This window comes from Microvirga sp. VF16 (assembly GCF_016864375.1).
Taxonomy (GTDB): Bacteria; Pseudomonadota; Alphaproteobacteria; order Rhizobiales; family Beijerinckiaceae; genus Microvirga.
In genome coordinates this window covers 290161-308806 of the sequence record NZ_CP069356.1, presented here as the reverse complement: position 1 = coordinate 308806, position 18646 = coordinate 290161, and the positions used below count along the sequence as shown (strand labels likewise).

The window sequence follows — 18646 nt, the reverse complement described above, 5'->3', positions numbered from 1 at the left end:
GCGCCTCATGGCGACGTGGCAGGCGCGGCGGCAGGCCGAATACCTCATCTGAGAATTCACATCTCCCGTTGCGAAAGCGGGAGCGGATGATGCAGGGCTTTCGTTCCGCGGGAGGCCTGCAGCGGTTTACCTCGGTCTTTTCGGCTGTCAGAAACCACTTCGTTCCGCCTCGCCTGTACCAGTCTGCCCTTGCCACCCACCTCCACCGTCTCCATGCCATGGCGGCATGGAAAGCCGCGGCTGGAGTTCTGACCTGAGATCACTGAGGCAAGGCGTCTTGCGACCTTCTCAGGTTAACGTGACAGGCCCCGACGCTCGGCGTTCCCACCGCTCATTTCGAACCGTTTAGCTCCTAACATTAACGTGCACGGTTCTTGGGCTTGGGCTTGCGCTGGAGGTGCTGATCACTCCCTCGGGCACGGAATGCCCGAGCACGCTTGAGAGCTGCGCTCTTACTGCCGTGCTTGCCCGTTAGCCCGAGACGGTGAGCCTTTCCGATCACGGCATTGCGCGTGACGCCGCCGCCAAGCTTCTCCGCAATCAGGCGGGCCGTCGCTCCAGCAAGCCAAAGGCGCGTCAGCAGCTCCATTCGTGGCTCGTCCCAGGGCGCCGTCATCTCAACTCCTGAATCTCCTCGCCTCCAGCAAGACTGTGCCCATACAGATCGCCGATCAGGGGATGGAATTCGATGGACCCTGGGCGATCACCATGAATATGGCAGAGAGAACACCAGCGAGCAGCAGGCCGCCGAGGAAAACAGTACGCAGTGGAACGCGCCGGCTCATCCAAGCCAAGCGCACGCCTTCCCGGTGGTCCCGTTTGATGGCCTCATCATTTGCATCAGTAAGCCTGATAAGCGTATCAATATCATCGAGCAGATCGAGCAGATCCTTTGATTGGAGGGATCGCCGCCATTGCAGGCGTTGCTCCCGAGAGGTCTTGAGCTGAACTGATCGTGCCCGGATTTTGGCGTGCGACCGCATCTCTGTCCGGATGCCGTAAATGCCTGCAGCCATAAGAGCTGAGACGAGGGCGACGCCTCCAATAAAGATCCAGTCTATCGGGGTCAGCCGAGCCAGAAACCCATCCAATGCATCTGCTCTGTCGCAGGACCCACCAGCTTTGCCGGTGGCTCAATGAAGGAAGATCTATGAGAGCACCATCGATGCCTTTCTATGTCTTTTTTACAGGTTACAAGGAGTGCCGATGCTTTCGACGCAGGCAGTGCCGCGATTGTTGGCGGGCTGTTGAGCCCCTGAATGACAGCACTCGGAGCCTCTGATGACGTGGCGTCTCCCTGACGTGACACGCGCCCCCTCTGTGGTGGCAGATAAGGGCCGGTGGGGTTAATCATCAGGATCAGATCAACCTCCCATTCGCAGCCATTCCATCACTAAAATCCCTGGAGCGACCTGCAGTCGAGATCAGAGCTCACATGGTGTCCACTCGCCCTTTGAAGCCGAGCCCCAGTGCCAGATCGCCATGGCTCTGGGCCATCGGCTCAATTCCGCACCTGGGATCGTGGTGGGGTTTAGCCGATCAGCTTCGATCAAGCCGCTTGCCGATTGACGGCTGCTTCAGCCAACTGGGTCAGCACGGCATCGGTGTGCTTTTCTTCTTGCAGTGTTTGCTCGAGAAGCCGGGCGGCCTCGGTCAGGCCAAGCTGGGTCGCCCACGTCCGGAGCGTGCCATAGCGCGAAATCTCGTAATGCTCGACGGCTTGGGCCGCCGCGAGAAGCCCGGCATCGAGCGCGTCGGAGCCCTTGAAGTCCTCGATGACCTCTTGGCTCTCCTCGACCATGCCCTGGATCGCCTCACAGGGTTTGCCGCGCGCCGCTTTGCCCAGCATCTCAAACACCTGCTCCAGGCGCTCCACCTGGCCCTCGGTCTCCGCGCGATGCTGTTCGAAGGCCTGCCGCAGCTGATCTGACTCGGCCGCCTTCGCCATCTTCGGCAAGGCTTTCAGGATCTGCTTTTCGGCATGGTACATGTCCTTGAGGGTCTCGAGAAAAAGATCGTTGAGGGTCTTCTGCTTGGTGGCCATGGCACACCTCCTGTGCATGGGAGAACTTGGATTCAACCAACCGGAGGCATGGCAGTTCCGGCCTCCGAAGCGCTCTGGACTGTCCTCGCCCGCTCAACAGTTGGAGCGGCATTCTGGAACCGCCAAGTCAACCTTCTTGTTGTCTGGTGAACCTGGGGACCAAGCATGGCTCTTAATCCCACCGCGCGCACGCCGGCTGGTGCAGGACGCGAGGCGGAGGATTTCCCCATCTCCGCAGGCATCCTGTTCGGACTTGGACTTGGCGGCTTCTTCGACGGGATCGTGCTGCATCAGCTGTTGCAATGGCACCACATGCTGACCAGCGCCGGTTACCCACCCGACAGCGTGGAGAGCCTGAAGGTGAACACGCTTTGGGACGGCATCTTTCACGCCAGCACCTATATCTTCACGGCACTCGGCCTCTACATCCTGTGGCGGTTCTCGCGGACAACCCATATTCGGTGGTCCGGCAAACTCCTGCCGGGAACAATGCTGATGGGGTGGGGCATCTTTAACCTCGTCGAGGGCCTCATCGACCACCACCTGCTCGGCATCCACCACGTCAATGAGACAGTGCCACGGGAGCAGTGGCTCTATTGGGATCTCGGTTTCCTCATCTGGGGCGCTGCGATGCTCATCGGTGGCTGGCGCCTGCTTCGCGCTGGACAGCGCAATACATTGGAGCGGACACCATGAGCAGGTTGCGATCCTAATCCGGTTGTGAACCCTGTTCCGTCAACAGCCTTCTGCGCACTTTATCTCAGCGCTTGGATCAGATCTCAGCGCTTGGATCAGCAAGCGACGACGGAGCGGTTCCTCGACTGGCCACATGGGGTTATCTTGTCGAGGTGAACACAACGATGCCTGAGTAACGTCCCGGGCGCACCCGTCAGAACCAGCAGGGCTTGCAAAACCATCCAACCTCTTGAGGTCCGCTCACCGTGCAAACACCTGCGACCGCGGCAAGAGCGTCGTCCCTACCGCCACCTATGCCGATTGCGGGTCCTCGCTGAAGGTGTTGAGCACAGATTGAGCCTGATCGCCACCGGTGCAGTCGTGCTCAAACCCGGGTGCGGCGACTCGAGAAGTACCAGATCACGGCGGCGACAACGAGCACCAGCCCAGCAGGAGGACCCACCAGTAATCCGTGATCCCACCGGTTTGCCCTGTCTCGGCAGGGCCAGTGGCAGGAGGCGAGCCGGTTATCGTCTGCGCCAGGGCGGACGACGCAGCCAGGATGAGAAAGCCGATCAATGCCAGGGGCTGGAGCATGGATGTGTCTCCGGATGAGCGCAGCCGGCCAGATTTCTCCATCGAACAGCCAAGCCGGACCCACCACGGGAACGCATGCTGCGACAAGGTGTTCCGATCAGCGCGATCACATTGGCATCATCGGCGTGGTCCACGTTCTGCTCTCTGCTTCTTCACGTGGAGAACCGCATGGCCTGTCTCGGATGGATCGGGCGCGCCAGGCGGAGATGAAACAGGCGCTGAGGGGGACGATCGCCGTCATTCTTGCACGCGCCATCACCAAGGCGCTCGAACCTCCGCAAGGATACTGGGATGCGATCGATTCTGTCGCTAATGCTATGGACGGCGAAACGGCGCAAGAATGCCTCTATTTCGAACTTGCGACAGAACCAGATGGCAAGATGCCGGTCAGTTGAAGAGGAGCAGCACCCATGGTTCCGTTCCTCCTATCCAGAGCCCTCCATGAGAAAGCCCCACCCTGGGTAGACTTGGACGGAGCCTCTCTTCCTGGACGAGGCTAAGCAATTTACCTGTCAGCGGTCTGCCTTCTCGCCACTCGTGGTGAGTTCAACGTAGCGGCGAGTCACCGGCTCGATCAGATCAGCGGCCTGTTGTGCCGCCAGCTCTTCTTCCTGGATCGACTGGCGAAAGGCCGAGGCGTGAGCCGTCTCGCCGGCGGCCTCTGCAATCGCAATCAGCGAGCGGTAGGCGGCAATCTGCTCGTATTGATAGGCGTAACCAGCATAGAGGTTCTTGAGCGTCTCGTCCTGGAACATCCCATGCACGGTTGCCCCGACACTGCCAGCGACACTGGTCACCGTTTCCTTGAGACTGGATGGGCTCTCACCGACCGATTGGAGCGCCTGCTCGAGCCGTTGCACCTGCTGCCGTGTGGTCTCAATGTGCCGTTGGAGGAGCGCCATATAATCTGGGTAGTTCTCCAGTCGCGAGGCTTGGGCTTCCATCTGCTGCAAACCCTGCTGTTCCATAGCGTGGGTATTGCGCAATGCCGAGATATAGATTGAGCGAGCATCTGTGGCCATCAGCATACTCCCTATAAGCGCATCCGATGGTAACGGGCCGAAGTCGGACGGAGTTCCTTTGGCCACCGCATGCACAACCAACGACTGGCGTTTTCCAGAACCTGGCGCAACGCCTCGACAGGTGGGCGCTTCCAGCGCCGACAATGGCCATAGAAGACCGGAAGCCGAGCAAAGAAACTCCACCCGGGGCAGAGCTGGACTTCAGAGTTTCCGCTACGGCATCCAGGTTCTCGTGCGAGAGGATGCAGTGTTCAGGGACAGGTCTTTCAATCGGTCGGTGATCCTGTTGTGCGTCCGGTGATACTTGGCCGACAATCTCAGGCTGTGGGATCTTGAGGAGATGATGGCCGAGCGCGGCATCGCCGTCGACTGACGCGCAAGCAACGGGCGAAATGCGCCTGCACACTGCAGCCGTCACTCGCGGAGCAGTTCGACTGCTCGCCGCCTAAACGGCGAGCGCAGTATCCGCCGTTCTCGCGTCCGTCCTCCAAATTAGCGATGGACCCGCCGAAGGTTGTCAGTGTCCGGTCGTGGCGTGCGGTGCCGCAACCGGCTTCGACTCGGGCGAGCCGCGCTCCCGCAGGTAGATGCCGAGCACGATCAGCACGGCAATCGACAGAAATTCGCTCTGCCAGTTCTGGAAGCTCTCGTACCAGAACTCCGGCCCGGCCAGCATTTCACCCATGGTCTTCATCGGCTGATGGTGCTGAAGTGCCTCCTCGTTGGCCCGCCGTGTGCTCCCCGTCAGATGCAGCCAGAAGGACAGGACGAACAGTGCCACAAGCACGAGGCTGAGCGAGTGGGAGTAGAGCTTCAGCAGCAGGCCGCCGCGGTGAACCGGCCAGGGCGCGTTGGGGTCGCTGCGGCGGCTCTCCGGCGTCTCGTCTTCCGGATTGTCCTCATCGGGCTTCTTGGACTCAGACGAGCCCTTCTGGAACAGAAAGACGGTCAGCACGACGTAGGCTGCCATCTGCAGGAACTCGCTTTCCCAGTTCTCGAAGGTCGCCGAGAGGAAATGACCGGTCCGCAGGTAATCCACCAAACCGATCTCAGGCAGCTCATGCAGGCGGAGTTCCTCCCCATGGGTCCGCCATCCGGTGAGGGCTTGGCCCGTAAGCGAGACGAGGAACAGGGCCAATAGAGAGATGGACAGCCCGTTGTTTCGCAGGAACTGCCGCATCCTCCTCACCTCGCCGTTGTTGAACACTGGGCGAAAACCCAGGACTGGATCTTTGGGTTCCACAAGGTAAGCGCCTGTGACCGGCCCCTCACCTCCGCAACCGAGCTGCGCTGGGTCCGGTGTGGCCGTCTTGAGACGATACCCCAGGCCCTGTAGCGGGTGCGGCCGGTGAGCTCGCGCGGCAGCGCGCCGCCGAGCTGCGCCAGCATCAGGTCAATGGCCTTCGGCGTGACCTGCAAGAGCTTGGCTCCGAGCGGCACCGTCACCAGGGGACGCGACAGGAACAGCTCGACCAAATTCGGTAGCTTGGAGTTGCTGCGGCACTCTTTGGTCACCCGGCTCATCAGCTCGCGGGCGAGGATGAGCCGGTCGAGGTCCTTGTGGGCGATGGTCAGCGCCGCCTCGAGCACTTGGCAGAAGCCCTCCAGCTTCTCCTGCGCCCCTTCCCTGCTCTGCGGCCGGAACCGGGATTGTTTGAACCCGGCGGCGAGCGGCAGCAGATGGCCTGTCAGGCCGCGAGGGGCTCAGCTGCATCGGGTCGGACCCTGGAGATCTCTGCCCTTCACGAAAGTCTGCTTTGGCCGGGCGAGCAAACCGAAGCGTTACTTCCGAGAGGCGCCGGCTCTAAACCTTGGTGTTCTTGATCGAATGTAAATTGGCTTAAGGATTGGGATCGCGTTTTTGACGATGGCCGGACGGGTTGATCTTGGAGGATGTGTTTTCCGCCCGACCGATCATCCAGTCGGCAACTAGCCGGTCGTCGATGGTTTCTTCCGCGAGGAGGACCGCCTGCCGCCCTTCCTGCTGTCGCCGGTGCCGCGGTCCTCGCCCGACGACCTGCCGAGCGCGCTTGTCACGACCTCCCCTGCGGCTCCAATGGCAGCCGCTGCGATCTCCAGTGGAGCGGCGACGATCTCGGCGCCGAGGCTTCCTGCGGCCGACATGGCGTCCCTGCCCTGCTGCTTTCCGCTGTCCTGCCCCTGCTCGCCGCCCTGCGGCTTCTCAAGCACGTTCGCGACCGCCCTGAGAGCCTCCGCCATCACCGCGCGGGCATGCGGAGAGGTAGGCGTGGTCTCGAGAGCCGAGAGCCAGGCCATTGGGTTCATCATGCCGCCCTGCGACCGCAAGCGGGATGCGGAGCGGGTCTGCGTCGTGGACCGCGATCGCGATGCGCCCGAGGTCGAGCGTGCCGCCGTGCGCGATCCTGCGGAGGAACGGGATTTCGCCGGAACAGCCTGGGACTTCGTCGCGGATCGAGAGCCGGTCATCGCCTTAGGCTGCGCCCGCTTGGGAGCGGCAGCCCCTCGCTTGGCGGCAGACCGGGGGCGGACTTCGACGCCGACTTCTCCGGCGCCTTCCGGCTCCGGCTGGGTTGTGAAGTACCGTCCTTCTTGTTCGTAGCCATGGTCATTCCTTCGTCTGCTGGGGCCGTAAGCCGGCCGTGCCGAGGAGCAGTTTTCCTCAACGAGGACAATGACGACGTGGCTGTTCGGTTCGCACGCACAAGTAGCCAAAGATAGGGATTAGGGATCCTGCCGCCGAACCGTTTGAGCAGGTTTGTGATCGGCAGCGGAAGGTCCGCTAATGGGATGGACCGGCCGTGCTTACCGGCGCACCCTTCATCAGGGGCGCCCAGCACGAGGATCTGAGCCATGCCTAAAGCCCCGCTTCCGCCCATTGCCACCCTTGGCATCGACATCGGCAAGAACAGCTTCCACCTCATCGGCCTGGATGTCCGTGGCGCCATCGTTCTGCGCCAGAAGCTCTCGCGTGGACAGATCGAGGCACGCCTGGCCAATATGCCGGCCTGCCTGATCGGCATGGAAGCCTGCGTCGGCGCCCACCATCTCAGCCGTCAGTTGCTGGCCCTTGGCCATGATGTGAAGCTGATCCCGGCGCAGTTCGTGAAGCCCTTCCGTAAGAGCCACAAAAATGATTTCCGCGATGCCGAGGCCATTGCTGAAGCCGTACAGCGGCCCAGCATGCGCTTCGTGCCTACGAAGACAGTCGAGCAACTCGACCTGCAAGCTCTGCATCGTGTTCGCGCCCGCTTGGTCAGCCAGCGCACGGCCGTGGTCAACCAGATCCGCGCCTTCCTGCTCGAGCGCGGGATTGCGGTGCGACAGGGCTTGCGATCCCTGCGCCAAGCGCTGCCGGACATTCTCGCCCAGCGCACCGATGTCCTCACGCCGCGCATGGTACGCCTGATCGAAGGCTTGATGCAGGACTGGCATCACTTGGATGAGCGCATCGATGCTGTCACTGGCGAGATCGAGGACCTCGTGGCGGCCGATGAGGCCTGCCAGCGCCTGATGAGCGTGCCAGGCGTGGGACCGATCATCGCCAGCGCCATGGTAGCCGCCATTGGCAACGGCGCCGCCTTTAGCCGAGGACGTGATTTCGGCGCCTGGCTCGGGTTGGTGCCCAAACAGACGTCAACGGGCGACCGCACGATCCTGGGCCGCCTGTCGAAGCGCGGCAACAGCTACCTGCGCTCGCTCCTGGTTCAGGCCGCTCGCGTGCTGCTGCTCTGGCCGGCCAAGTGGCGCCAACACAGTTTCGGGGCATGGCTCACCGCCGCGTCCACACGCCTGCACCACAACGTGCTGGCGGCGGCTTTAGCCAACAAGCTGGCGCGGATTGCCTGGAGCGTGCTGAGCCAGAACCGCACCTATGAACCACGGACAGCGGCTGTAATGGGTTGAGGGCAGCATCGCCCCTCCCCTGCATCAACCGCCTGGAACTCGCCGAGGTCTGCGAGAGGAACACGAGATGGAGAACGGTCGCGCCGTCGCATCTGGGCTCTGGTGACCCGTTTGGCCATGAAGGGCCGGTCCGCTTATGAGAACCGATGCGCGCGGATCTCCATGATGGCCAGGAGCAATCGCTCCACATGGGCCGGATACATTAGCGCAAGACCAACCTCGCCATCTCGAAAAGCCTCTTGCGACGCACGGCCGGTCCATACAAGCGGGTCAACTCTTCACCTTCCGACCTCTCAATGAACGTCGGCTTTTCCCCGGCGGAGCGGACCAAGCTCTTTGGTCCGGGGAGTGCCAACAGCGGTCGTTGGGCTCGCTGGGCCAGAAGAAAGATTGCGCTTGCCTTTCCCCAGTTCGGCCGAGTGGCCAGTAGGAGATGAATTTTGCTGAGCTTGCAGTGAAGCTTCTCAATCGCTGAGAACTCTGCATGGAAGGCTATGTGGCATAGGCGATTGGGCGCTATCATAAACAGGAGCGGCACGAGATCGCCGGGGCGGAGGCCTCGTCGTGTCTCAGCAGAGGACGGCGGGGATGGCCGCAGGAGGACACCCTGATGACCTCCAACAGCGATCATCTCGACGTGGTTGTCGTTGGTGCTGGGTGGGCCGGACTGGGCGCAAGCTACTATCTGGCCCAGGCCGGACTGCGGCATTGCGTGCTGGAGCGGAGCCGGATCGGCGAGACCTGGCGCACCCAGCGCTGGGATGCCTTCCGCCTGAACACTCCCAATTGGGGGTCCGTCATGCCGGGCGATCACTCCGATGGCCCTGATCCGGACGGCTTCATGACGCGCGATGAGTTCGTGGCGCTCCTGGAGGGGTTCGCCGCGCGAAACGGCTTGCCGGTCGAGACCAACACCCCGGTAACCGAACTATCCCTCGATTCAGAGCTGGACGCCTTCCGTGTGCTCACGCCACGGGGGGCGCGATGGGCGCGCAATGTCGTGATCGCCAGCGGCAGCCTCAACCGCCCGCGCCGCCCGGCCGCGACATCCGCGCTGCCCTCCCATCTGGTGCAGATGGACGCGTCCGACTACCGCACTCCCGCGGCGCTGCCGGCCGGCGCGGTGCTCGTGGTCGGCAGTGCCCAGTGCGGCGGCCAGATCGCCGAGGATCTGGTACAGGCTAATCGCACGGTCTTTCTCGCCACCGGTCGGGTCGGGCGCATGCCCCGCCGCTACCGAGGCCGTGACATTGTCTTCTGGCTCCGGCGCAGCGGGCTCTTCGACGTGCCGCGCAAGGACTTCCTCGACCCCTCAGGCCGCGTCATGGGCCGGCCGCTGCTCGGTGTCGGCCACACCGTCAGCCTGCAATCGCTCAGCGCCCAAGGGGTGGTGCTCCTCGGCCGCCTCACGGGAGTCGATGGCAATCGGCGCCTGACCTTTGCGCCGGATCTGGAGGACAACATCCGCTTTGGAGATGAGACCTCCGAGCAGTTCAAACGCCACATTGACGCCTACATCGCACGCGAGGGCATTGATGCTCCGGCGGCGGAAGACGATCCTGACGAGACTGTTGCCCCGCACCTCCCCGATCCGCCGGTCGGCTCTCTCGATCCGGCCGAGCATGGCATTGCGTCCGTCATCTGGTGCACCGGCTTCGAGGGTGACTTCGGATGGGTGCAGGTGCCGGGGGTGCTCGACGCACGCGGCCAGCCCGTGCACGAGGAAGGGATCGCTAAGCGACCCGGCCTCTACTTCGCCGGTCTGGACTTTGCGTCCACGCGCAAGTCCGGCACCCTCCTGTCGCTCGCCGAAGAGGGCCCGCGCCTGATCAGCCACCTTATGGCGCGCCACGTGAGACCCTGATCAGGCACCACGCGGGCTGCATTCCTAGGGTGATGGGCGCAAAACTGGATCCGGAAGCCAGCGCCGTCCGGTCTGGCGCAGGTCATCGAAGGCCGCTTCGAACATCGGCGCGGCGAGCGTCGCTTCCACGTGCAGCGTCGTCTCAGCGGGATTGCGGAACCCATGCCGGTAACCCGCCGGCACGATCACGGACTGCCCGGCTGTCAGGGTGATGCGTTCGTCATCGATCCAGACCTCAGCTTGCCCGGCCAGCACGGTGAGTACCTCCTCCACCGCATGCAGGTGAGTGGGTGCGCCACAGCCAGGGTCGCACCACTGCTCAAAGATACACAACTGCGCCGCGCCGGTCAGGGCCGAGACGCGCATGCGGGTGAGCACGCCAGGTCGCCACTGTCCCGCTCATGTTCTACCGGATCAATGATGCGCATCAGGGCCTCGCTCAATCAGCGTTTGGTGGCGGTCCAGCACGAGGATGAGGATCGTGCAAGGGAATCTGTGCGACGAGCCCCCGTACGAGAGCTGCGTAATCCTCGTCGGTGTGGTAGGTCCACGTCGAGTCGGGCCCCGGATCGTCCAGGACGCGATGGACCTGCGCCACATGCTCTGGCGTGAGTGTCATCGGTTGGGTTCGCATCGGATTCCCCTGCCGGTCGACTGCCGCATTCCGACGATACCCGAGAGCGCCGGTCCTGTCGCGGAGGACCATCGTCGTCGAAATTCCGGGAGGACGCGCCGTGGGGTAAGATAGTCCCCTGACATCCCATCCGGTGGAGGCTGCGATGGCGGAGCCGAATCCCTCATTTCGCGCGTTCGAGCATCAGGGCTGGTCGGCGGAAACTGTTGCCGCCGGATACCACGACCATCTCTCCCCCGTCACGACGCAGGCCATCGAGGCACTCCTTGACGCCGCCGGAGTCACGCGCGGTATGCGTGTCCTGGATGTCGCCACGGGCGCGGGATATGCCGCGGCCGCCGCCGCCGGCCGCGGCGCCGATGCCATCGGAATCGACTTCTCCGCCACGCAGGTTGCCCTGGCCCGGCGACTCTACCCGGACCTGGATTTTCGGGAGGGCGACGCCGAAGCGCTCCCGTTTCCCGACGGCAGCCTCGATGCCGGCGTTTCCAATTTCGGCGTGCTGCATTTCCCCGATCCGGATGCCTTCCTGCGCGAGGCCTTCCGCGTGCTCCGTCCCGGCGGCCGGATCGCCTTCAGCGTCTGGGCGCCGCGGGACCGCGCTGGCTTCGGCCTCGTCTACGGCGCCGTGCAGGCCCACGGCCGCATGGACGTTCCCCTGCCGCCCGGTCCCAGCTTCTTCCTGTTCAGCGATCCGGCCCAGTGCGAGAACAGCCTAGCCGCCGCCGGCTTCCGGTCCGCGACCGTAGCCACGGTCCCGCTGGTCTGGCGCCTGGCGTCGCCGGACGGCCTCTTCGAAGCGATCATGAAGGGTTCGGTCCGTGCCGCCGCCCTGCTCCAGGCGCAGACGCCGGAGGCACTGGCAGCCATCCGCAATGCGATGCGCCAAGCCGTCGCCGCTTACGCACGGGACGGTGCGTTCGAATTGCCGATGCCGGCGATCGTGACCGCAGCCAAAAAGCTCTGAGACGCGCTCACAAAAGAGCGCCTCCAGGCGTCATTCGGAATAGCGACTTGATCCAACACGGGCGTCTTGTGAGGCACACGTTGTGCGCCAGCTACGTGGATCCATAAGGGCGTAAGGTCCGGGTTGGGTCAAAGTGTAACGTAGAGTGGATTGTGTGAAGGTCTGCTCACTGCTTCATGAGCAGACCAGAGCGCTCGATGGATCCGGAAAACGTTGCGTTCGAGCGTATTCGGAAGACCCCGTCGGCAACGTTGCGTCGCACCTATAGGACCGGGAGGACTCCTCACCCGGGCGTCCCCGTGAGGCGGCCTTTTCCGTAGCCTCGCCGACCGATTTCCCTATCATGGAGGTCGTGGACGAGACACCGCAGGTCGAACGCAAGCTGGTCGCGATCCTCGCCGCCGACGTGGTGGGGTACAGCCGCCTCATGAGCCTCGACGAGACGGGCACCCTGACCCGACTCAAGGCGCTGCGCCACGATGTGGTCGATCCGGTGATCGCAAACCATCACGGCCGCATCGTGAAGCTCATGGGTGACGGCGCGCTGGTCGAGTTCGCCAGCGTGGTCGATGCCGTGGCATGCGCCGTGGAGATCCAGCGTGCGATCGCCGCCCAGCGTGAGCCCCTCCCCGAGCACGCGCGGATCTCGCTCCGGATCGGCATCAATCTCGGCGACGTCATCATCGATGGCGATGACGTCTACGGCGACGGCGTCAATATCGCCGCCCGGCTGGAGGGCCTCTGCGAACCGAACGGCATCGTCATCTCGGGTACCGCCTATGACCACGCCAGGAACAAGCTTGACGTTGCGTTCCAGTCGCTCGGCAGGCAGCATCTGAAGAACATCCCAGAGCCGGTCCGGGTCTATCGCGTCCTGCTGAAGCTGCCTGCGCGAGGCCTAGGCCGGCGGCCGCGCTGGTCCACCCTGGCCGCGGCGCTGGTGCTGTTGGCCATCGTAGCCGCGATCGGTGCCGTTTCCTGGCCCCGGCCCGCCACCCTGTTGTCGGACCTCCTGCGCTCGACCGGACTGGGGGCGGGCAAGCCGTCGCTCGTCGTCCTCCCGTTCGACGGTCCCAGCGACAATGCCCAGCAGGACTATTTCGCCGACGGACTCACCGACGATCTCATCACCGACCTGTCCAAGATCTCGGGCCTGACGGTGATCGCCCGGCACTCGGCGTTCGCGTTCAAGGACCAGCCCAAGGACGTCGGGTCGATCGCCCGGCAGTTGGGGGTTCGGTACGTGCTCGGGGGCAACGTCCGCCGTGTGGGCGACACCATCCGGGTCAATGTGCAGCTCGCCGATGCCGCCACTGCAAGCACCATCTGGGCGGAGCGCTATGACGGAAGCGCCACCAGGATCTTCGAGTTGCAGGACCAGTTGATCAAGCGCGTCGTCGAGGCCCTGTCGGTCCGGCTGACCGAGAGCGAAACCTCCGCCATCACCCGCCTGCCCACCCGCAATCTCGAAGCCTACGATTTCTACATGCGGGCCGAACAGAAGGTCTATTCGATCGGGCAGCGGTCCCTGGGAGAAGCCCTCTCCATGTACGAGAAGGCGATCTCCCTCGATCCCGGGTTCGCCGACGCCTATGCGGGCCATGCGAGGGCGATCGTCGATGTTCTCGCCTTCGACTTCCAGCCCCTGATGCTGAGCGCGGTCGCCCGGCAGCGGGCCTATGAGTCGGCGGGCCGGGCCCTGGAACTCAATCCGGGACTGCCGCGGGCCTATGCCGTCCTCGGCATCCTGCAGATGCTCGACGGCGAGATCGACCGGGCAATCGAGTCGGTGCAACGGGCGGTCGCGCTCGACCCGAACGGCGCGGACGCCAAACTCAACCTCGCCATCGTGCTGACCTACGCGGGGCGGCACCCGGAGGCCCTGGCGGCCATCGAACGGGTGCTGCAACTCGATCCGAAGCCGAAGGCGCAGGTCTACGACTACTACGGCCTGGTGCTGTACATGAACCGCCGGTACGAAGAGGCGCTCAAGGTCCTCCGCTCGGTCGGCCCTGACGGGTTGGGCGATGTCGGCCTCGAGACCCTGGCCATGGCGAGCGCCCAACTGGGCCGCATGGAGGATGCGCACGGGGCCGTGGAGGCCATTCTCAAGAGGATCCCCAGTCAAAGTGTTGCCAGTCTCCGCGTCGTGTACGGGCATCATCGGCGACCGGAAGATCTGGACCACCGGGTGTCGGCGCTCCTCAAGGCAGGCTTGCCGGAGTGGTGTTTTGGTTTCAGTGGCCGCCTGGAGGATCGGCTGGATGCGTCGACGATCCGCTCACTCGCTTCGGGAAAGACGTGGATCGGGCACCTCCAGAACGGCGCGCCGTTCGTCATGCAGCTCGGCTCGAACGGCGACTTCGCGGTGCGTACGCAAACGAGGATGGCCGTTGGCCGGTTCACGCTCGAACAGGACCTCTTCTGCACGCAATCCGCGGGCGTCACTCTCGGCCGGAAATTCTGTAGTCCGGTCTATCGCAATCCCGGCGGAAGCGCCGAGACCCGGAACGAGTACGTTTATCCCGACTCCACCACCGTCCGGTACTTTTCGATCGCCCAATGACGTCGCCACGAAGGGCCGCGGCCCCAGGTGGGAGGCTGGAGACCGACGCTCAGTTGCCGCTCCCCTGTCGCGCACGGAATTCCTTCTGCTGGATGTCCGGCCACTTGACGTCCGCCTTCGCGACCACATCCCCAACGTGGGCGTCAAAGTCCTCCTCCAGGCCTTCCCGTCCGCCGAACAGGTAGAGTTTTCCGCCCACGATCCGCCAGGCTTCCGGATCGATGTTGGCGGAGGCTTCCTCGTTCGCCGTTCCCAGGGCGCAGAAGCCGCCATACTGCGGCGCGTAACGAATGGGTTCGGCCGCGAAGGCGTCCCGGTTCCCGGCGTTCGAAAATTGCCACGTGGCGCCAAGCCAGTCGTAACTGAACTCGGGAGCCCCCTTGGTCGGGCGGCCCTCGGTGAAGTAGGCGACCGCGTCGTAGCCCTTTATGGCGACGTTGCCGAAGTATCCGGTGTTCACGCCGTCGGCCCCTGTGGCGGTGCCGATGCCCAGGCACAGGAGCAGCGGGAGGGGTTTCACCGCGCGTGGCAACCATTCGGGTGTTAGGAAGCGACGCAAGGCCATGGCGGGCACTCCTCTTCTCTGATCCGGTCAATTCGCGGCCGCAAGGCACGCGGCCTGCGAAGCGCCGATCTTTTCTTTCGGCTGGCATCGGGCGCCGTGCCGCTTCAGCAGCGCCATCACCGCGGCGCTCTTGTAAAAGGTCGCCCGGCTCAACGGCGTGTAGCCGTAGCCCTGGACCGCCTCGACGTCGGCTCCGCGTGCGATCAGCAGCTCGGCAACCGCGGCTTGGTTCTGCTCGGCGGCGACATGCAGCGGCGTGATGGCGTGCATGCTCCTGGCATCGACCGCGGCGCCATGGTCCAGCAGCAGGGTCGCGATGCGTGGGCTGCCCGCATAGGCCGAGGCATGGAGTGCGGTGAACCCGCGGTCATTGCGCGCCTCGAGGTCGGCTCCGGCCTCGATCAGCGCCGCAACGGCTTCAGGCTGGTCCGCGAGTGCGGCTTCGATCAGGGGCGTCTCGCGCTCCCGGTCGCGGCCGTTCACGTCACTGCCGGTGGCAAGGAGCTGCTTGACCTGGTCGACGTTGCCTGTGCGGGCCGCATCATGGAGCGGCGCGGCATTCCCGTGACCGCCGGCGCCAAGGCAGACGGCGAAGGTCAGGGCAGCAAGCCATGGGGACCGCATCACGCTCGTCTCCAACGTGCGTCCGATCCAGATCGCCACGATGGTCCAGCGACTGGCACTGCCGTGGCATGGCGGAGCCGGAGTTTACTCGGCAAGCGACCGAACCCTGGAGGCTCCATCAATGGGGAAATCTTACGCCCGATCCCCAGGAAGGCAAGTAACCGCTCACCCGGCGTATTCGGACTGCCCGGCTTATTGCCGGGGCCGATCGGAAGATCCGTCGATGGATCGAGTCGTCAGGTACCGCCAGCATGCCCGTCCTTGATCGCCGAGAGATGAAGTTGGATCTGGCACCGCTCAGCGGGCAGCCGGTTTGGTTGGCCTTGTGGGGTCGTCCGCCCTCTCGCCTTCCGAAGGACAGGCTTCGTCATGGGACCGGCCGGATGTCCCCCTCACGAAGGGTAAACGCGGGTTCGAAAATCGCTGTTGGGTTTGGCGGTAGGATGGCGCAGTAGGTTGCATAGCCCATCATGAAGCCAAGCCCGCTCTCGAACCGCCCGCACCAATGCCCCCCGTCTTGTTTCACCCGTATCCCCGAGCAGCGCCCGATACTGGATCGCGAGAGCTCTGAGCGCAACGTCGGCGAGGGCTCTCCGCTCAAGATCAAGCGCGGCCAGAACGCGCTCCGGACCAAGGGGAGCCTCCAGTACGGCCTGCCGGTCCGCTAGCGGGCCGACGTCCGAGGCGCGGGATGCGGCAGGGCGCCGGGTCTCGTGCTACCCTTGGGCCAAGGATTGTTGCAGGAGCCTTCCGAATGGCGAGCACCCGGACCGAGCGGCGGCTGGCCGCGATCCTGGCGGCCGACGTGGTCGGCTACTCGCGCCTCGTCGAGCAGGACGAGGAAGGTACGCTCATTGCCTTTAGGGACATCCGAGGCGGCGTAATCTCCCCTCTGCTGGCCGAGCATCGCGGCCGGATCGTCAAGCTGATGGGCGACGGGCTACTGGCGGAATTCGGCTCCGTGGTCGACGCGGTCGCCTGTGCCCTTGCCATCCAGGCTGCGACGGCAGCCCGCCAGGACGACATCCTGCCGGAGCGCCGGATCGTGTTCCGGATCGGGATCAACCTCGGCGACGTGGTGGTCGAGGGCGAGGACCTCCTGGGCAACGGTGTGAACATTGCCGCGCGGCTGGAGCAGCTCTGCGAGCCAGGCGGGGTGATGGTCTCGGGAACCGCCTACGATCACCTGAAGGGCAAGCTCAATGTGCCCTTCGATTTTGCCGGACAGAAGCGCGTCAAGAACATCTCGCAACCCGTACGCACCTACACCCTGAGAATGGAGGGCGTCCAACGGAGCTGGTCGTGGCGCACCCGGCTCGTCCGCCGTTGGCACCTCGCAGCCACTCTTGCGGCGGTGTTGCTCGTCATAGGGCTCGGCCTCTGGTGGTGGTCTCAAAGGGGCGAGACCACCATCAGCGAGCCCGCCATCGGAGAGACCGGTATCGGCAAGCCCTCGATCGCCGTGCTGCCGTTCGACAATCTCGGCGGCGACGGTGCGACGGGACGCCTGGCGGCCGGGGTGACCGAAGACATCATCACGGATCTGTCCCGCTACCGTGACCTAGACGTCATGGCGCGCAACGCCACCGCGGCCTACGCCGGCAAGCCGATCGACATCCGGTCGGTCGGCAAGGCGTTGAATGTTCGCTACGTGCTGGGAGGCTCGATCCAGCGGAGCGGCGAGCAGGTCCGCGTGACGGCGCAGTTGATCGAGGCCGATCGCGGCACGCACCTGTGGTCCGAACGCTGGGACAGGCCTGCCATAGACGTCTTCGCGGTGCAGGCCGAGGTCGCCGAGCAGGTGGCGACCCGGCTGGCGGCCTCCGGCGGGGCGATTCCGGAGGCCGAACGGGCGGCCAGCCGGCGCGCGCGACCGGAGGACCTGAAAGCCTATGACCTCTATCGGTTGGGCCAGGAAGCGATGGGCCGCTTCACCAAGGAGAGCGTCGAGGAGGCCATCCGCTGGCTCGAGCAGGCGGTCGACCAGGATCCGAAACTCGCCCGCGCCTGGGTGGCACTGGCCGCCGCGCACGACCTGACAATGCATTATGGCGCGGATGCTGACACCGCGCGGGCAGCCGCGATGCAGGCGATCCGGCGTGGCCTCGAACTCGATCCCGTGGATGCGGCCGCCCATGCCACCCTCGGCCATATCCTGGGGATGGCCGGCGACCTGCCGCGGGCGGAAGCCGAGTTCGAGACCGCACTGCGGCTGAACCCGAGCGATGCCGGCATCCTGACGAACTACGCCGGGTGGGCAAGCACATTCGGTGACCCCGAGCGCGGCGCGCAGGCGACGGACCGGGCCATGCGCCTCAACCCGAACTACTCGGTCTCGGCCGCGGGGTTCTACAGGCTGGCCTACCTGATGGCCGGTCGCTACGAGGATGCCTTGCACCTCGTGGAGCGCGAGGATCCGCAGACCCGCACGCGCGGCGGTTGGGTGCAGGCGGCCGTGACCTATGCGGCGCTCGGCCGCCAGGAGGAAGCGAGGGCAACGGTCCTCGAAGCGCTCAAGCGCCATCCCAACCTCACGATCGAGAGCTTTGCCCTGAACAGCCCCGGCTACAGCGACGCCGAGCGGCAGCGGCTGGTCGAGGGGATGCAGTCCGCCGGCTTCCCGCCTTGCACCAAGCCTGAGCAGTTGCAGGCCATGCCGGCACCAGTCCACCGCTTGCCGGAATGTCAGACGGTCTCCCCACCGTAGGCTGAGCGGCTTCTGCAACGTGTGCACGGCGACCTTGGGCTCCGAGCTGCGGTCGTTGCACTGATGGCCCATAGCCAGCAACGCGATCTCCCAATACGGCTTGCTCAGTGCTCGTTCGGAATCAGAAGCGTCTGGATGAGGCGGACCAGCGTTTCGGGATGAACCGGCTTTCCGATGTGCTCATCGTGTGCCATGGCCACTTTCATTCGCTCGGCCAGCGTCGAAGGAAGAAGTCCATTCCAGGTCATCGAACTGCCCTGGATCTGAAGCAGCAAACCCGTAAAGGACCGCTTAGGGTCAAAGTGTAACCTAGAGCGGATCAAATGGAGGTCCGCTCAGTACTTGATTACGGAACTTGGGACAAGGTCTGCCCAGTGCCAAGCCAATAGGGGTCATTAGGACCGTGTGCGCCGAACAACCCAACTCAGCTCAACCGAACGCCCAAATCGCCGTTCTTTGGAAGTGGTTCGCCTGATCTGCCATACGGGCGGGGCAA

At 64.2% G+C, this 18646-nt stretch carries 20 protein-coding genes and 3 pseudogenes; 11 read left to right on the top strand and 12 right to left on the bottom strand.

Annotated features, from left to right (window positions below):
- Positions 1 to 38: 38 nt before the first annotated feature.
- Positions 39 to 257, top strand: a pseudogene (locus tag JO965_RS33760) (IS6 family transposase); the annotation flags it as partial.
- A 101-nt stretch (positions 258 to 358) separates the two neighbouring features.
- Here JO965_RS33760 and JO965_RS33755 read toward each other — a convergent pair.
- Both JO965_RS33755 and JO965_RS33750 read right to left on the bottom strand, forming a co-directional pair.
- The gene (locus JO965_RS33755; protein WP_203446377.1) at positions 359 to 616 is read right to left on the bottom strand and encodes a GcrA family cell cycle regulator; all 258 of its coding nucleotides are present in this window, start codon (positions 614 to 616) and stop codon (positions 359 to 361) included.
- A 933-nt stretch (positions 617 to 1549) separates the two neighbouring features.
- Complete coding sequence (locus JO965_RS33750; protein WP_203446376.1) at positions 1550 to 2044, bottom strand: ferritin-like domain-containing protein; 495 nt, start codon at positions 2042 to 2044, stop codon at positions 1550 to 1552.
- Between the two features lie 165 nt (positions 2045 to 2209).
- Between JO965_RS33750 and JO965_RS33745 the strand changes: the two genes are divergently transcribed.
- The gene (locus JO965_RS33745) at positions 2210 to 2740 is read left to right on the top strand and encodes a DUF2243 domain-containing protein (RefSeq protein WP_203446375.1); all 531 of its coding nucleotides are present in this window, start codon (positions 2210 to 2212) and stop codon (positions 2738 to 2740) included.
- Positions 2741 to 3139: 399 nt separating this feature from the next.
- Here JO965_RS33745 and JO965_RS33740 read toward each other — a convergent pair whose 3' ends face one another.
- Positions 3140 to 3316, bottom strand: coding sequence for a hypothetical protein (locus tag JO965_RS33740; RefSeq protein WP_203446374.1), 177 nt, complete (start codon positions 3314 to 3316; stop codon positions 3140 to 3142).
- A gap of 206 nt (positions 3317 to 3522) precedes the next feature.
- Between JO965_RS33740 and JO965_RS33735 the strand changes: the two genes are divergently transcribed.
- Positions 3523 to 3711 carry a hypothetical protein gene (locus JO965_RS33735; protein ID WP_203446373.1) on the top strand — a complete coding sequence of 63 codons (189 nt, stop codon included), beginning with the start codon at positions 3523 to 3525 and terminating at the stop codon, positions 3709 to 3711.
- 117 nt (positions 3712 to 3828) lie between these two features.
- On the opposite strand, the gene JO965_RS33730 is transcribed toward JO965_RS33735, so the two are convergent.
- Positions 3829 to 4338 (bottom strand): ferritin-like domain-containing protein, encoded by a 510-nt coding sequence (locus JO965_RS33730; protein ID WP_203446372.1) that lies wholly within the window; start codon positions 4336 to 4338, stop codon positions 3829 to 3831.
- A gap of 247 nt (positions 4339 to 4585) precedes the next feature.
- Between JO965_RS33730 and JO965_RS33725 the strand changes: the two are divergent.
- Positions 4586 to 4708 (top strand): annotated as a pseudogene (locus tag JO965_RS33725) (IS6 family transposase); the annotation flags it as partial.
- A 147-nt stretch (positions 4709 to 4855) separates the two neighbouring features.
- Here JO965_RS33725 and JO965_RS33720 read toward each other — a convergent pair.
- The 3 genes from JO965_RS33720 to JO965_RS33710 form a co-directional block, all read right to left on the bottom strand.
- Complete coding sequence (locus JO965_RS33720) at positions 4856 to 5518, bottom strand: DUF6766 family protein (RefSeq protein WP_203446371.1); 663 nt, start codon at positions 5516 to 5518, stop codon at positions 4856 to 4858.
- Positions 5519 to 5523: 5 nt separating this feature from the next.
- Positions 5524 to 6015, bottom strand: coding sequence for a helix-turn-helix domain-containing protein (locus JO965_RS33715; RefSeq protein WP_246777185.1), 492 nt, complete (start codon positions 6013 to 6015; stop codon positions 5524 to 5526).
- A gap of 252 nt (positions 6016 to 6267) precedes the next feature.
- Positions 6268 to 6627: a hypothetical protein gene (locus JO965_RS33710; protein ID WP_203446370.1), complete on the bottom strand. Its 360-nt coding sequence runs from the start codon at positions 6625 to 6627 to the stop codon at positions 6268 to 6270.
- On the opposite strand from JO965_RS33710, the gene JO965_RS33705 reads away from it, so the two are divergent.
- The 3 genes from JO965_RS33705 (at position 6626) to JO965_RS33695 (ending at position 10087) form a co-directional block, all read left to right on the top strand.
- On the top strand, positions 6626 to 6919 hold the full coding sequence (locus tag JO965_RS33705; RefSeq protein WP_203446369.1) for a hypothetical protein: 294 nt from the start codon (positions 6626 to 6628) through the stop codon (positions 6917 to 6919). The two genes, JO965_RS33710 and JO965_RS33705, sit on opposite strands and share 2 nt — an antisense overlap.
- 251 nt (positions 6920 to 7170) lie before the next feature.
- Positions 7171 to 8223 (top strand): IS110 family transposase, encoded by a 1053-nt coding sequence (locus tag JO965_RS33700; RefSeq protein WP_203446368.1) that lies wholly within the window; start codon positions 7171 to 7173, stop codon positions 8221 to 8223.
- Between the two features lie 610 nt (positions 8224 to 8833).
- Positions 8834 to 10087, top strand: a complete 1254-nt coding sequence (locus JO965_RS33695) for an FAD-dependent oxidoreductase (RefSeq protein ID WP_203446367.1) — start codon at positions 8834 to 8836, stop codon at positions 10085 to 10087.
- 24 nt (positions 10088 to 10111) lie between these two features.
- On the opposite strand, the gene JO965_RS33690 is transcribed toward JO965_RS33695, so the two are convergent.
- Together JO965_RS33690 and JO965_RS33685 are read right to left on the bottom strand one after the other, a co-directional pair.
- A complete protein-coding gene (locus JO965_RS33690) occupies positions 10112 to 10465 on the bottom strand; it encodes a cupin domain-containing protein (protein WP_371826984.1) in 354 nt (117 codons plus the stop codon).
- A 61-nt stretch (positions 10466 to 10526) separates the two neighbouring features.
- On the bottom strand, positions 10527 to 10721 hold the full coding sequence (locus tag JO965_RS33685; RefSeq protein WP_203446366.1) for a hypothetical protein: 195 nt from the start codon (positions 10719 to 10721) through the stop codon (positions 10527 to 10529).
- A gap of 145 nt (positions 10722 to 10866) precedes the next feature.
- On the opposite strand from JO965_RS33685, the gene JO965_RS33680 reads away from it, so the two are divergent.
- Both JO965_RS33680 and JO965_RS33675 read left to right on the top strand, forming a co-directional pair.
- On the top strand, positions 10867 to 11688 hold the full coding sequence (locus tag JO965_RS33680; RefSeq protein ID WP_203446365.1) for a class I SAM-dependent methyltransferase: 822 nt from the start codon (positions 10867 to 10869) through the stop codon (positions 11686 to 11688).
- Between the two features lie 352 nt (positions 11689 to 12040).
- Complete coding sequence (locus JO965_RS33675) at positions 12041 to 14254, top strand: adenylate/guanylate cyclase domain-containing protein (RefSeq protein WP_246777168.1); 2214 nt, start codon at positions 12041 to 12043, stop codon at positions 14252 to 14254.
- A gap of 49 nt (positions 14255 to 14303) precedes the next feature.
- Here the strand turns inward: JO965_RS33675 and JO965_RS33670 are convergent, their stop codons facing one another.
- Both JO965_RS33670 and JO965_RS33665 read right to left on the bottom strand, forming a co-directional pair.
- On the bottom strand, positions 14304 to 14819 hold the full coding sequence (locus tag JO965_RS33670) for a YHS domain-containing (seleno)protein (protein WP_246777167.1): 516 nt from the start codon (positions 14817 to 14819) through the stop codon (positions 14304 to 14306).
- 27 nt (positions 14820 to 14846) lie between these two features.
- A complete protein-coding gene (locus JO965_RS33665) occupies positions 14847 to 15443 on the bottom strand; it encodes an ankyrin repeat domain-containing protein (protein WP_203446666.1) in 597 nt (198 codons plus the stop codon).
- A gap of 560 nt (positions 15444 to 16003) precedes the next feature.
- Here JO965_RS33665 and JO965_RS33660 point away from each other — a divergent pair.
- Positions 16004 to 16111 (top strand): annotated as a pseudogene (locus tag JO965_RS33660) (amino acid ABC transporter substrate-binding protein); the annotation flags it as partial.
- A gap of 86 nt (positions 16112 to 16197) precedes the next feature.
- A complete protein-coding gene (locus tag JO965_RS33655) occupies positions 16198 to 18150 on the top strand; it encodes an adenylate/guanylate cyclase domain-containing protein (protein ID WP_203446363.1) in 1953 nt (650 codons plus the stop codon).
- A gap of 104 nt (positions 18151 to 18254) precedes the next feature.
- On the opposite strand, the gene JO965_RS33650 is transcribed toward JO965_RS33655, so the two are convergent.
- Entirely contained in the window at positions 18255 to 18398 is a 144-nt protein-coding gene (locus JO965_RS33650) for a hypothetical protein (protein WP_203446362.1), read from the bottom strand.
- Positions 18399 to 18646 lie beyond the last annotated feature (248 nt).